The sequence below is a fragment of the Azospirillum sp. INR13 genome (assembly GCF_015390205.1).
In the GTDB taxonomy this organism is placed as follows: domain Bacteria; phylum Pseudomonadota; class Alphaproteobacteria; order Azospirillales; family Azospirillaceae; genus Azospirillum.
This window is the reverse complement of sequence record NZ_VUOI01000005.1, coordinates 78,324-92,321: the sequence shown is the minus strand read 5'-3', so window position 1 is coordinate 92,321 and position 13,998 is coordinate 78,324. Positions and strand designations below refer to the sequence as shown.

At 67.3% G+C, this 13,998-nt stretch carries 11 protein-coding genes and 1 pseudogene; 10 read left to right on the top strand and 2 right to left on the bottom strand.

From position 1 onward, the window contains the following. The first annotated feature begins 12 nt into the window (after positions 1-12). The 7 genes and pseudogenes from F1643_RS06125 (at position 13) to F1643_RS06095 (ending at position 8,557) form a co-directional block, all read left to right on the top strand. Positions 13-1,137 (top strand): acyl-CoA dehydrogenase family protein, encoded by a 1,125-nt coding sequence (locus F1643_RS06125; protein WP_194911808.1) that lies wholly within the window; start codon positions 13-15, stop codon positions 1,135-1,137. Positions 1,138-1,180: 43 nt separating this feature from the next. After that, positions 1,181-2,011 carry an SDR family NAD(P)-dependent oxidoreductase gene (locus F1643_RS06120; protein ID WP_194911806.1) on the top strand — a complete coding sequence of 277 codons (831 nt, stop codon included), beginning with the start codon at positions 1,181-1,183 and terminating at the stop codon, positions 2,009-2,011. A gap of 124 nt (positions 2,012-2,135) precedes the next feature. Then, positions 2,136-5,641: pseudogene (locus tag F1643_RS06115) on the top strand (indolepyruvate ferredoxin oxidoreductase family protein). A 21-nt stretch (positions 5,642-5,662) separates the two neighbouring features. Continuing rightward, positions 5,663-6,412, top strand: a complete 750-nt coding sequence (locus F1643_RS06110; protein ID WP_194911803.1) for an electron transfer flavoprotein subunit beta/FixA family protein — start codon at positions 5,663-5,665, stop codon at positions 6,410-6,412. A 2-nt stretch (positions 6,413-6,414) separates the two neighbouring features. Then, positions 6,415-7,341 carry an electron transfer flavoprotein subunit alpha/FixB family protein gene (locus tag F1643_RS06105; protein ID WP_194911800.1) on the top strand — a complete coding sequence of 309 codons (927 nt, stop codon included), beginning with the start codon at positions 6,415-6,417 and terminating at the stop codon, positions 7,339-7,341. A 129-nt stretch (positions 7,342-7,470) separates the two neighbouring features. Then, positions 7,471-7,647, top strand: coding sequence for a hypothetical protein (locus F1643_RS06100; RefSeq protein ID WP_194911798.1), 177 nt, complete (start codon positions 7,471-7,473; stop codon positions 7,645-7,647). 16 nt (positions 7,648-7,663) lie between these two features. Beyond that, positions 7,664-8,557, top strand: coding sequence for a DMT family transporter (locus F1643_RS06095; RefSeq protein WP_255542466.1), 894 nt, complete (start codon positions 7,664-7,666; stop codon positions 8,555-8,557). A 7-nt stretch (positions 8,558-8,564) separates the two neighbouring features. Here the strand turns inward: F1643_RS06095 and F1643_RS06090 are convergent, their stop codons facing one another. Then, a complete protein-coding gene (locus tag F1643_RS06090; protein ID WP_194911794.1) occupies positions 8,565-9,446 on the bottom strand; it encodes a fumarylacetoacetate hydrolase family protein in 882 nt (293 codons plus the stop codon). Positions 9,447-9,780: 334 nt separating this feature from the next. Between F1643_RS06090 and F1643_RS06085 the strand changes: the two genes are divergently transcribed. From F1643_RS06085 to F1643_RS06075, 3 genes are read left to right on the top strand one after another with little or no spacing between them, the layout of a single operon-like run. Further along, complete coding sequence (locus F1643_RS06085) at positions 9,781-10,812, top strand: hypothetical protein (protein ID WP_194911791.1); 1,032 nt, start codon at positions 9,781-9,783, stop codon at positions 10,810-10,812. A gap of 34 nt (positions 10,813-10,846) precedes the next feature. Then, positions 10,847-11,215: a nuclear transport factor 2 family protein gene (locus F1643_RS06080; RefSeq protein ID WP_194911788.1), complete on the top strand. Its 369-nt coding sequence runs from the start codon at positions 10,847-10,849 to the stop codon at positions 11,213-11,215. A 42-nt stretch (positions 11,216-11,257) separates the two neighbouring features. Next, positions 11,258-12,844, top strand: coding sequence for an NAD(P)/FAD-dependent oxidoreductase (locus tag F1643_RS06075; protein ID WP_194911786.1), 1,587 nt, complete (start codon positions 11,258-11,260; stop codon positions 12,842-12,844). Between the two features lie 153 nt (positions 12,845-12,997). On the opposite strand, the gene F1643_RS06070 is transcribed toward F1643_RS06075, so the two are convergent. Then, positions 12,998-13,924 (bottom strand): zinc-binding alcohol dehydrogenase family protein, encoded by a 927-nt coding sequence (locus F1643_RS06070; protein WP_194911784.1) that lies wholly within the window; start codon positions 13,922-13,924, stop codon positions 12,998-13,000. Positions 13,925-13,998: the final 74 nt, after the last annotated feature.

Below are 13,998 nucleotides of genomic sequence, written 5' to 3'. Positions count from 1 at the left end.
TGGAGAGCACGCATGCGCACGATCTTCCGCGACGACCACGAGATCTTCCGCGATCAGGTCCGCCGCTTCATCGACAAGGAAATCGTCCCCCATCACGCCGCGTGGGAAGCCGACGGCATCGTTCCCAAGGCTCTGTGGCGCAAGGCCGGGGCCGAGGGCCTGCTCTGCGTGACGATCCCGGAGGAGTATGGGGGTCCGGGCGGCGATTTCGGCCATTCTGCCGTTCTCATCGAGGAGTTGGCGCGGGCGAACGCCACCGCGGTCGGCTTCACCACCCATTCCGACATCACCGCCCCCTACATCCTGGCCTACGGCACCGAGGAGCAGAAACGGCGCTGGCTGCCGCGCATGGCGAGCGGCGAATTGATCGCCGCCATCGGCATGTCGGAGCCGGGCACCGGCAGCGACCTGCGCGCGATGCGCACCAGCGCGGCACGGTCCGGCGACGACTACATCGTCAACGGTCAGAAGACCTTCATCACCAACGGCATGAACGCCGGGCTGGTGGTGACGGCGGCCAAGCTGTCGTCCGACAGCAAGGATCTGACCCTGCTGTGCGTCGAGGAGGGCATGGCCGGCTTTGCCAAGGGGCGAAAACTGGAAAAGATCGGCCTGCGCGGGCAGGACACCTGCGAGCTGTTCTACGACGGGGTCACGGTTCCGGCGGCGAACCGGCTGGGCGAGGACAATCAGGGCTTCAAATACCTGACCCACCAGCTTGCCAAGGAGCGGCTGATCATCTCCATCCGCGCGGCGGCCTCGGTGGAGGCGCTGCTGGAGGAGACCGTCGCCTACACCCGCGACCGCAAGGCGTTCGGCAAGACGGTGTTCGATTTCCAGAACACGCGCTTCAAGCTGGCCGAGGTCAAGGCCAACGCCACCATGCTGCGGGTCTTCGTCGATCATTGCCTGGGCCTGCTGCTGAACGGCGAATTGACAGCCGACACGGCGGCGATGGCCAAGCTGCTGGGCGCCGAGATGCAGAACCGCCTGCTGGACGAGATGCTCCAGCTGCACGGCGGCTACGGCTTCATGAGCGAATACAAGGTCAGCCGCGCCTGGGTCGATGCCCGCGTCGCCCGCATCTACGGCGGCACGTCCGAAATCATGAAGGAAATCATCGCGCGCACGCTGTGACGCGGACCAGGCGCGCGGTGGCGGCGACGGAGGGGATGAAAAGATGACAACTGGCAAGCTTGACGGCAGGGTGGCGATCGTCACCGGATCGGGCGGCGGCCTGGGCGCGGAATGCGCGCGGGTCCTGGCCGGCCACGGCGCCCGCATCGCCGTCGCGGACATCAACGCGGACGCGGCCGAGCGGGTCGCCGGAGAAATCGCGCAAGCGGGCGGGCAGGCGATGGCCGTGCGTGTCGACGTGTCGTCGGAAGACGACGTGTCGGCGATGGCTGCGACGGTCATCGACCGGTTCGGCCGCATCGACATCCTGCACAACAACGCGGCCGCGCTCGATGTCCAACAGCGCCAGCGCGACCGCGACATCTGCAACCTGGACATGGCCGCCTTCGACCGGGCCATCGCCGTCAATCTGCGCGGCGCCGTGCTGTGCAGCAAGCACTGCATCCCGGACATGCTGACGCGGGGCCGTGGCTCCGTGATCTTCGCGACCTCCGGGCTGGGGGTGCAGGGTGATCTGTCGCTGACCGGCTACGCCGCGTCGAAGGCGGCGCTCATCATGCTGCCGCGCGTCGTCGCGTCCCAATACGGCAAGCAGGGGATCCGCGCCAACGCCGTGCAGATCGGTCTCGCCCCGGCGGAGAACGCCCATGGGTCGATGCCGGCCGAACTGCTCGACATCCTGCGCGACAACCACATGACGCCGGAGCTGGGAACGCCCCGGCAGATCGCCGACGTCGTCGCCTTCCTGGCATCGGATGAGTCCTCCTTCGTCACCGGCACCACGCTGGTCGCCGACGGCGGCTTCGGTTGCCACACGCCGTCGCTGGTCGCCATGCGCGCCTTCTTCCAGAAGGCTGGCAAAACCGGCATGTGATCGGGCCGGATTCGGGCGGTCGACCGAACAGTTCATCTCGGACGGACGCATCCTCCCGCGACCGTCTTCCTTGGGCGGCTCGGTCCTGCGGGCCGGTCCGCCCATTTTTCGAGACCATCACGCCATGACCCAAGATTCCCTGTCGCTGCCCTCCCTGACGTTGGAAGACAAATACGCCGTGGAAAGCGGCCGGGTGTACCTGACGGGCACCCAGGCCCTGGTGCGCCTGCCGATGATGCAGCGCCAGCGCGACACGGCGGCCGGTCTGGACACCGCCTGTTTCATCTCGGGCTATCGCGGGTCGCCGCTGGGCGGTCTCGACCAGAATTTGTGGAGCGCCCGCAAGTTCCTGGAGAAGAACCACATCCACTTCCAGCCCGGCGTGAACGAGGAGCTCGGCGCCACCGCCGTCTGGGGCAGCCAGCAGGTCGGGCTGTTCGAGGGGGCTAGGCACGACGGCGTCTTTGCGATGTGGTACGGCAAGGGGCCGGGCGTCGACCGCTCCGGCGACGCGTTGCGCCACGGCAATTTCGCCGGCTCGTCGAATCACGGCGGGGTGCTGGTGCTGGCCGGCGACGATCACGCCTGCAAATCCTCTTCGGTGCCGCACCAGTCCGAGCACGCGTTCGTCCACGCGATGATCCCGGTGCTGAATCCCGCCGGCGTGCAGGAGATCCTGGATTATGGCCTGATCGGCTGGGCGATGAGCCGCTGGTCCGGCTGCTGGGTCGCCATGAAGACCATCGCCGAGACGGTGGACAGCTCGGCGTCGGTGCATGTCGATCCGCATCGGATCGACCCGGTCATCCCCACCGATTTTCCGCTTCCGCCCGGCGGGTTGAACATCCGTTGGCCCGATCCGCCGCTGGAGCAGGAACACCGGCTGATGAAGCACAAGCTGTACGCCGCCCTGGCGTTCGCCCGTGCCAACCATCTGGATCGTGTGGTGATCGGCAGCCCGCGCCCGCGCTTCGGCATCGTCACCACCGGGAAAAGCTATCTCGACGTTCGCCAGGCTCTTGATGAGCTGGGCATCTCCGAGGCGATGGCCGCCGACTGGGGCATCACCGTCTACAAGGTGGGCATGCCCTGGCCGCTGGAGCGCGAGGGCGTGCGCAGCTTCGCCGAAGGGCTGGAGGAGATCGTTGTCGTCGAGGAAAAGCGTGCGCTGATCGAGAACCAGCTCAAGGAACAGCTCTACAACTGGAACCCCGACGTCCGTCCGCGCGTGGTCGGCAAGTTCGACGAAGACGCCGACTGGATTCTTCCCTCGGCCGGTGAACTCTCACCCGCGCGGATCGCCGTGGTGATCGGGCGCCGTCTGCTGCGTTTCCTGGACCATGACGGGATCCGCCAGCGTGTCGATTTCCTCGACGCCCGCGAAACGCAAGGGGTGCAACGGGCACGCGTCGATCGCAAGCCGACCTTCTGCTCCGGCTGTCCGCACAACAGCTCCACCGTGGTGCCGGAGGGCAGCCGGGCGCTGGCCGGCATCGGTTGCCATTATCTGGCAATGGGGCTGGACCGCAAGACCGACACCTTCACCCAGATGGGGGGCGAGGGGGTGCCGTGGGTGGGCCAAGCCCCCTTCACCGAGGAAACGCATGTCTTCGCCAACCTCGGTGACGGCACCTATTACCACTCCGGCAGCCTGGCGGTGCGGCAGGCCATCGCCGCCGGGGTCAACATCACCTACAAGATCCTGTTCAACGACGCCGTCGCCATGACCGGCGGGCAGCCGATCGACGGCACGCTGACCGTGCCGATGATTGCCAGGGAGCTTGCGGCGGAGGGTGCCGCGCGCATCGTGGTGGTCTCCGACGAGCCGGAAAAATACGGCAACGGCGGTGATCTGCCTCCCTTCACCGGGGTGCGGCATCGTGACGATCTCGACGCGGTGCAGCGTGAACTGCGGGGGGTGCCCGGCGTCTCCATCCTGATCTACGACCAGACCTGCGCCACGGAGAAACGCCGCCGGCGCAAGCGTGGCACGATGGCCGACCCGCCCAAGCGCGTCGTCATCAACGAGCTGGTCTGCGAGGCGTGCGGCGACTGCTCGGTCCAATCGAACTGCATGTCGGTGGTGCCGGTGGAGACCGAGTTCGGCCGCAAGCGCCAGATCGACCAATCCACCTGCAACAAGGATTTCTCCTGCGTGAAGGGCTTCTGCCCCAGCTTCGTCACGATCCATGGGGCACGCTGCGCAAGCCCCGGCCGCTGGCGAAGGACGCGGTCGATGTCTCCGCCTTGCCCGAACCGGTCCTGCCCTCCGTCGATCGGCCCTGGGGGATCTACGTCACCGGCGTCGGCGGCACCGGGGTGGTGACGCTGGGCGCGCTGCTCGGGCTGGCCGCCCACATCGAGGGCAAGGGCGTCAGCGTTCTCGACATCACCGGCATGGCGCAGAAGGGCGGGGCGGTCACCAGCCACATCCGCATCGGCCACACGCCGGAGGATCTGCACGCCGTCCGCATCGCCGCCGGTGGCGCCGACGCGATCATCGGCTGCGACATCGTGGTGGCCGCCGCCGGGGATTGCCTGTCGAAGATTCGGCCGGGACGGACCCGCGCGGTCATCAACAGCCACGAGGCCGTCACCGCCGAGTTCGCGCGGCAGCGCGATTTCAAGGTTCCGGTGCAGGACCTCGTCGGTGACATCGATATGGCGATGGCGGGCGGCTCGCTCGCCCTGGTCGATGCGACGCGGCTCGCCACCGCCCTGCTGGGCGACAGCATCGCCGCCAACCCGTTCATGCTCGGCTTCGCGTGGCAGAGCGGGCTGGTTCCGCTGTCGGCCGCGGCGCTTCTGAAGGCCATTGTGGTCAACGGCGTCGCCGTGTCGATGAATACCACCGCCTTTCACCTGGGCCGGTTCGCCGCGCATGATCCGGCGGCGGTGGAGGCTCTCGCCCATCCGCCGCAAGCGGTCGGAACGCCGACGGCCATCGCCGATCTGCGCCGCCGCTCGGGCGGGTTGGAGGAGGTGATCCAGCGGCGCGCCCGTTTCCTCACCGATTATCAGGACGCCGCCTACGCCGCGCGCTACGCCGCGTTCGTCGATCGGGTCCGTGACGCCGAACGCCGCGCCGCGCCGGGAAAAACCAGCCTGACCGAGGCGGTCGCGCGCAACCACTTCACGCTGCTCGCCTACAAGGACGAGTACGAGGTGGCGCGCCTTCACGCCCACTCCGGGTTCGTCGAGCGCATCGCCGAGATGTTCGAAGGCGACTACCGGCTGGAGTTCAACCTCGCGCCGCCGTTCCTCGATCATGGCGTGCCGGCGGGCGAGAGACCGAGAAAGCGGACCTATGGACCGTGGATGCTGAGCGTCTTCAAACTGCTGGCGCGGATGAAGGGGCTGCGTGGCACGCCCTTCGACCCGTTCGGCCGGACGCCGGAGCGGCGGATGGAGCGCCGGTTGATCGCCGAATACGAGACGACGATCCGCGACGTGCTGCGCACCCTGACCCGTGACAACTACGTGCTGGCGGTGGAGATCGCCTCTCTGCCGTCGGACATGCGCGGCTACGGACCGGTCAAGGACGCGGGCGTCGCCAAGGCCAGAGAACGCCTGTCCGAACTGATCCAGTCCTACCGGAACGGCGACGTCAGCGCCATCGCGGCGGAATAAGAGAGCGTTGGAGATCGCATCATGAAGATCCTCGTGCCCGTGAAGCGGGTGGTCGACTACAACGTGAAGGTCCGCGTCAAGGCGGACGGCAGCGGCGTCGAGACCGCCAACGTGAAGATGAGCATGAACCCCTTCGACGAGATCGCCGTCGAGGAAGCGGTTCGCCTCAAGGAAGCCGGCAAGGCGACCGAAATTATCGCCGTGTCGGTCGGCCCGTCCGGGGGCCAGGAAACGCTGCGCACCGCTCTGGCGATGGGCGCCGACCGCGCCATCCTGGTGCAGACCGACGCCGAAACCCAGCCGTTGGCGGTTGCCAAGATTCTCAAGGCGCTGGTCGATAAGGAAGGCCCGACGCTGGTCATACTGGGCAAGCAGGCGATCGATGACGACTGCAACCAGACCGGCCAGATGCTGGCCGCGTTGCTGGGCTGGGGCCAGGGCACCTTCGCCTCCGACGTTGCGTTGGGCGATGGCTCGGTCACCGTGACCCGCGAGATCGACGGCGGGTTGGAGACGGTGGAGCTGAAACTGCCGGCCATCGTCACCGCCGACCTGCGGCTGAACGAGCCGCGCTACGCCTCGCTGCCCAACATCATGAAGGCGAAGAAGAAACCGCTGGAGACCGTCACCCCGGCCGCGCTCGGCGTCGATGTGACACCGCGCCTGACGACGCTGAAGGTGGTCGAACCGGCCAAGCGCAAGGCCGGCGTCAAGGTGCCGGACGTCGCCACGCTGGTGGACAAGCTGAAAAACGAAGCGCGGGTGATCTGACCATGACGATCCTCATTCTGGCCGAACATGACAACGCCATACTGAAGCCGGCGACGTTGAACGCCGTCACCGCCGCCGCCAAGATCGGTGGCGACATCCATGTGCTGGTCGCCGGCAAGGGCACGCAGGGCGTCGCGGAGGCCGCATCGAAGATCGCCGGTGTGTCGAAGGTGCTGCTGGTCGACGATGCGGCCTACGAGCACGCGCTGGCCGAACCGCTGGCGGCCCTGCTGGTCGAGAGCGGCCGGAATTACAGCCATATCCTCGCTCCGGCGACCTCAGTCGGCAAGAATGTGTTGCCGCGCGTCGCGGCACTGCTCGACGTCGGTATGGTGTCGGACATCACCGGGGTGGTCTCGGGGGATATCTTCGAGCGGCCGATCTACGCTGGCAACGCCATCGCCACCGTCCAGTCGCGGGACGGGGTCAAGGTCGTCACCGTCCGCACCACCGCCTTCGAAGCGGCGGGTCCGGGCGGCTCCGCCCCGGTGGAGACGGTGAGTGCGGCGGGGAATCCCGGCCTGTCCTCCTTCGTTTCGGCCGAGCTGTCCAAGTCGGAACGTCCGGAACTGACCTCGGCCCGCATTGTCATTTCCGGCGGGCGCGGCATGCAGTCGGGCGACAACTTCCCCTTGTTGGAGGTCATCGCCGACAAGCTGGGCGCCGCCGTCGGAGCGAGTCGAGCGGCGGTGGACGCCGGTTTCGTGCCGAACGACCACCAGGTCGGCCAGACTGGCAAGATCGTGGCGCCGGATCTGTACGTTGCCGTCGGCATCTCCGGCGCCATCCAGCATCTGGCCGGCATGAAGGACAGCAAGGTCATCGTCGCGATCAACAAGGACGAGGAGGCCGCGATCTTCCAGGTCGCGGATTACGGCCTCGTCGCCGACCTGTTCAAAGCCCTGCCGGAGTTGGCGGAGGCCCTGTAAGGCACGTCTGCGTAAGGCACGTCTGCCGCTCCGGCGCTTCCCGGCCGGCGCGGAACCTGGGCCGGGCGGTCCCGATGGCGCCCGGCCCTTTTTCGACCAAGCCTTTTTCGACCAAGGATGATGATTGTCATGCTGACCTTCGACGATTGCGTGGCCCTTGCCGACGGCGATTTCGCTTCCACCCCCGTGTTGCGCGAGGTCGGGACCATTTCCGCCCTGCGCCTCATCGCGCGCGCCGACGTCGATCCCGGTGCACGGCCGTTCCGCGCATCGGGGCCGAACCGTTGGGCGGACGGCGAGACCTGACGCCGTGACGCCGCCGATGGTTCCGTTCCTTTCGGCCGGCTTTGCGCGCCTCACGCCAAACCTTCGGGGGGCGGTGTGGATGATCGCGTCGGCCGTCTGCTTCACGGTGATGACGGTTCTGGTGAAGCGGCTGGCCGGCTATTCGCCGCCGCTCCAGCTGTTCTTCAGCCAGCTTGCCGTCGTGATCGGATTGGCGCCGACGTTGATTCGCAAGCCGGGGATCCTGGGGTCGGGGCAATTGACGCTGCTGTTCGGGCGGGCGCTGACGGCGGTCTCCGGGGTCCTGCTCTCCTACTATTCCTTTCAGGAATTGCCGCTTGCCGACGCCAACGCGTTGTCCTTCACCCGCGCCTTATGGATGGCGCCGCTCGGCGTCGTCCTGCTGGGGGAGCGGGTCGGGCCGGGGCGGGCCGCCGCCTTGATCGCCGGATTCATCGGGGTTCTGGTGGTCGTCAACCCGTCCGCCCAGACGGAGGTCGGCTGGCCCCACGCCGCCGCCATCGGGTCGGCCCTGCTCTTCGCGTTGACGGTCGTCAGCATCAAGCTGCTGGCCAAACAGCACGGCACCTTCAGCCTTCTGTGCTGGTCGTCGATCCTGGGTTTCCTGCTGTCGATCCCGCCGGCCATCCTGGTCTGGACATGGCCGACGCCGGGCGACGCGGCTCTCTTCGTCGTCATGGGCGCGGCCAGCGTCGGGGCGCAGGCCTGTTACATCAAGGGGATGACCTGTGGCAACGCCGTGGCCTTGGCGCCGCTCGACTATCTGCGCCTGATCTTCGCGGTGATCATCGGCGTCTGCTTCTTCAACGAGGTGCCGACCCTGTCGATGGTGGCGGGTGGCGCTCTCATCATCGTGTCGACCCTCTCCATCACGCTGTGGGAAGCGCGGACACGCTCCGGCCATCCTTAAGGGACGGTCAAGGAATGCCGAGACGCCCGTTCCGCCGCCGAGGCGGCAGGATGCGCTGCGGCCCCACGCTGTTCCGCAGGACGCCGATCCCCTCGATCTCGGCCTCGATGCAATCTCCCGGCCGCAGGAAGCGCCCGTCCTCCAGCCCCACGCCGCAGGTCGAGCCGGTGAACAGCAGATCGCCGGGGCGCAACGCGACCCTGGCGTCCACGAAGTTCAGCAGTTCCGCCAACGGAAAGATCATGTTGCGGGTGTTGTCGTGCTGCCGGGTTTCCCCGTTGATGCGCAGGGTCATGTCGCGTTCCGGCTGGCCCGGGCCGCCGAACGTGTCGAGCGTCGCGATCCAGGGGCCGATCGGCGCGGTGCGGTCGAGCGCCTTCTGGGTGAACAGATCCAGGCTGCCGAGCGCCTTTCCGGCGTCCCGCGCGCTGACGTCGTTCCCGATGGTGTAGCCGAGCAGGCATTCCGTCGCGTCCTCCTCGTCGGTGAGGCGGCGGGCGACCACCGCGACCAGTTCGATCTCATAATCGAGCTGACGGGTGACCGCCGGATATTGGATGACGCCGCCGGGATCCACCAGCGCGGAGTCCGGCTTGAGATAGGCGATGGTGTGGGGTGGAGCCTCCTTGCGGCCAAGGCGGGTCAGATGGGTCAGGTAGTTCAGCCCGACGCCGAACACGCGGGCCGAGGGATCGACCGGAGCCAGTAACTGCACGTCGGCCAGATCGATGGATGCGGTGTTGAGGTCGAGAGCGTCGATGCCGTCACCGGCCAGCCTGGAAGCCCAATGTGAGAATGGCGCGCGGATGCGCTGGACCCGACCGTCGTCGGCATCGACCAGCGCCCAGCCACAGCGCTCGTCGGCCTCGCGAATGCGTGCGATCTTCATGCATTGCCTCTGGTCCGGGGGGAGGTCCAAGCTCGTGGACGGTCCGGCAAAGGGCTTCGACTCCCGGTCAAAGGGATGCGGACGCCATAATTTAGCAAAGCGAAGACATGTCCGTCAGCAGTCGATGCGCTGGAAAGCGTCCCTTCGTTTGACTCCAGGTCAAACGAAGGGACGCGCCAGAATTTGCGGGGTTGTGCGACAGTCGGTGGGTTCCAGGATTCGGCGGTGATCGCGGAAAACCGATCCTTCACCGTGCCGGTTCCGGTGATCCGGGGCCGCCACCACCCGCTTGCACAACCATCCCCGCAGGGCTTTCTTGGGAGGAGCCGGTTCGATGAAACGGTTCGATGCCGCGCCGGAGCGCGGTGATTTCGCTTTCCAGCAGCTGGTCGGGCCACAAAAGGTGACGGGGGCCTCGCTGAACGGCCTGCGTGGCTTCTTCGGCCTCGCTCTCAGCAAGAGCATGCCGTTCGGATCGGTCCGCGACGCCGACGGCACGATCTTCTCCTTCGTCCGCTCGGTCATGGCGCCGACCGGGACGCCGAACCCGACCCGTTTCTTCTACCTCTCGACCGAGATCGACGGGCGGAACATCCGCCTCGATCGCGAGCGGATGGCCCGGCAGGCGCTGACCCCGACGCCGGTGCAGTCCTTCGACCGCGAGGCCGTGACCTGGACCAGCCAGCCGGGCGAGGCGGGCAACCCATGGACGCTCACCGCGTCCGGCGCCGCATTGTCATGGCGGGAGGAGGGGCTGTTCGACCTGCGGGGGCCGCTGCTCGGCACCGGGATGCAATGGTATCTGCCCGGCGTCGATTGGGGGACCTTCTACGCCTCGCAGCTCTACGACCTCGCCGGGACCTGCCAGGGGCGGCCGGTCAAGGGGATCGTGGCGCTCGATCAGGTCTACATGGCCGAGGGCGGCGCCATCCACTTCCAAAAGGATTTGATCGTCAACAACAACAAGCACGTCCTCTGGTGGACCTTCGCGACGGTCTACAAGGACGGCAGCTTCGACGCCGGGTCGCTGATGGTCGGCCATGACCACCTCGGCTACGCCATTCTGATGGACCAGACGGGCAGGGTTCGCTGCACCACGGACATCGAGGGGTCGGTCACCCACAAGCCCGGCAGCCACTTCGCCGAAACGGTGCGCGTCACCGTCGACGGGTCGGAGGAGTGGGAATTCCTGCCCGATCCGAAGGGCGAGATGATCGATTTCGTCGGCGGCTTCCCGATCACCGCCCAGCAGGAGGGGCGCTGGCGCCGGGTCGGCGACACCCGCGAGCCCGATCGCTGGGTCGCCTGGGGCGAGTCCGACCGGCGCAACGGCAGCGCCCGCAACGTGCCGGGCTTGGATCTGTAAAAACAAGACGAGCGACGAAGGGATTGGAACGGCTATGGACGCCAACGAACGCGATGTCATCGCGCATTTCCTGCATGGGCAGGTCGCTTGCTGGAACGCCAAGGACCGGGACGGCTTCTTCGCGCATTACCGCGCGGTGGCGCCGAACGGCCTGACCATTGAGTATGCTGGCGAGTATGCCGGCCAGCCGCCGCGCGGCGATGCGTGGCAAGCGCTCGACGCGATGTGGACCGGCCAGAGCGCCCGGATCGACATCGAGGTCGTGGCCACCATCGTCAACGGCCGCGAAGCGGCGTGCCATCACCGCAACCGGCTGATCGGCGGCGATGGCGCGATTCCGACGATCGAACTGTACCGGTTCGGCAGCGGGACACTGTCCGTCCGCTATTTCATCGAGGCCTGACGGAATGTCTTCTTTCATGAAATCGTGCGACGGGTGGACGCGATGACGGCTTACGGTGCGGGTGCCGATTACGACGTGATCATCGTCGGCGGGGGGCACAACGGTCTTTCGGCGGGGTGCTACCTGGCGGCGGACGGCAAGAGGGTGCTGGTGGTGGAGGCGCTGCCCAGCATCGGTGGCATGGCCTCGTCCTCCTACGCCATCCCCGAGGCGCCGAACCATCTGGTGCACCCTTGCGCCCTGGATTTGCTGTCCTGGCGGGCGCACACGGTCGGCGACGAGCTGGAGTTGGAGCGTTACGGCTTCAAGCAGAAGGAGCTGTCACCCTCCTACGTCTATCTGCATCCGGACGGCCAGTCCCTGGTGCTGTGGCGCGACTACAAGAAGACGGTGGAGGAAATCCGCCGCTATTCGCCGCACGACGCGGACGCCTATCTGGAGTTCATGGAGGTCGTCAACGCCCTGCTCGACATCGTGCATCCGATGATGCGGGTCGATCCGGCGCAACGGAACCTGCTGACCAAGCTGGGCGCCCTCCGGGCGCTGCGCCGCCATCGCAGGCTGAAGCCGGACATCGTCGCGCTGGCGACCGGCTCGGCCTATCAGGTGGCCAGGGAGCGTTTCGAGCATCCGGTGACCATCTCGGCGCTGACCTGCCTGACCGGCGCCGCCGGGCCGGTGCTGGCGGACGGCAGCGGGCTGTATTATTCGATTCTGGGGTTCCTGCACCGTTTCGGCATCGGCCGCTCGATGGGCGGCATGCAGATGCTGACCAACGCCATGCTGGCCCGCTTCAAGGATTTCAAGGGCGAGGTGATGACCAGCGCGCCGGTCGAGGAGATCATCGTCCGCGACGGGCGCGCCACGGGTGTTCGCCTGAAGGATGGCCGGGCCGTCACCGCCCGCGCGGTGGTGTCCACCTGCCATCCGAAGATGACGTTCGACATGGTCACCCCCGGCTCCATCGCGCGCAAGCTGATGACCCGCGTCGCGATGGTGCCGTCGAACGCCCATGGCGCGTCGCCCCTGCGGGTCGATCTGGCGCTGAACGGCGAGATTTTCCTGCCCAAGCATCAGGCGATGCGGAGCGACGGGCTGAACCTGCGCGGGCCGGTTCTGCTGGTCGGCACCGACGAGGCGGTGCTGGAGAATTTCGCCGCGGCCGCCCGCGGTCAGGTTCCCAAGCTTCCCTACATGTGGATCGCCACCCCCAGCGCCGCCGATCCGTCGCAGGCACCGGCTGGTCAGGATGTCGTGTATCTTTACCCGCCGGCGATGCCGGTGTCCCCGGACGGAGGGTGGGACGCCGTGCGCGAAACGGCGGTGTCGCGGACCATCGCCCATGCGGGTGATTATATCGACGGGTTGGAGCGCATGGAGATCGGCCGCCGGGTCGAAACCTCGCCGGAGCTGGCCAAGCGGCTGAACGTCCTGAACGGTTGCGTCCTGCACCTTGACGTTTCGATCCTCCGATCCAGCGTCTTGCGTCCGGCCGCCGGGCTGGGGGGCGAGACTCTTCCGGTGGCGGGCCTGTTCTTCGGCGGTGCCGGAATCCATCCGGGCGGCGGCGTCACTGGGATGCCGGGCAAGATCGCCGCCGGTCGGGTCAAGCGCTTCCTCGGCCGGTGACATCGCCGTTGACGTGGCCGGGACAATGGCTTGGCGGGATCGGCTGTCCTTCCTGGGAAAAGTGACGGCACTGGACATGCCGAGGATCGGATCCTCGGCATTCTTCCCGTCAGCGAATTTTTACCGGCTAAGCCGGCGTTGCCGGGGCCAGCGTTACCGGGGAATGGCGGCGGTGATCTTTGCGTGCGGCCCGGCGGTCTGCGCCGCCCAGGCTTCGGTGGCCTGGTCGAATCGGTAATCGGCGTAATCGACGGTTATGGCCTGTTCACGGGCGATGACCAGCAGGCGTTCCCAGATCGCGCGCCGGTCGGCGGGGGGACGCTGTCCCGTGCCGATGCAGGACAGGGAGCGGAACAGCAGATCCGCGATGTCCAGCTTGACCTCCCGCCCGGCTCCGGTGCCGATGGTGAAGATCCGCGCACCCCAGCGTGTCGCCTTCAGAGCGGCCAGCATGGGTGTCCCGCAGACGAGGTCGAGCACCACGTCGAAGCCTTCCCCCGCCTCGGCCTTCAGCGCGGCGACGTCATCCTCGCCGCCCAGACGGACGGCCGCGTCGGCGATTCCGCGCTCCACCAGCCGGGCCAGCGCCCGCTCGTTGCGGGCGGCGGCGACCACGCGCCCGGCGCCAAGGTGGCGAGCCAGTTGCAGGGCGATCTGCCCCAGCGTGCCGGTGGCGCCCAGGACGAGGACGCGCTCGCCCTTTTGGATGTTTGCCTGTTCCAGGGGAACCAGCGCGCCGGTTCCGGCGATGCCCATCACGATCGCCAGCTTGTCGTCGACCCCGTCGGGAACCTCCCACACCTCCTCGGTCGGAACGAGGGTGCGCTCCGCCCAGGCGCCATAGGGCTGCACCGACCGCTCACCGAAATAGACCCGCCGGCCATCGGCGGTGCGGCCGACCCCCTCGCCACGGATGACGCAGGGATATTGGATGCCGAGGCGGTAGGCGCCCAGCACGTCCCAGCCGCCAAGCCCGACGGTATCGACGTCGATCAGGACCGCACCGTCGCGGGGCTGGGGTTCCGGGAACTCGGCGATGACAGGGGCGGCGCCCCGCTCCGTGATGACGGCTGCGCGCATTTGGCGACTCCTCTGTTGGATGCCCCGGCGTGGTTCGAGAGGCGCGTCGGTCGGAATCGGAGCAGGACCTGTTC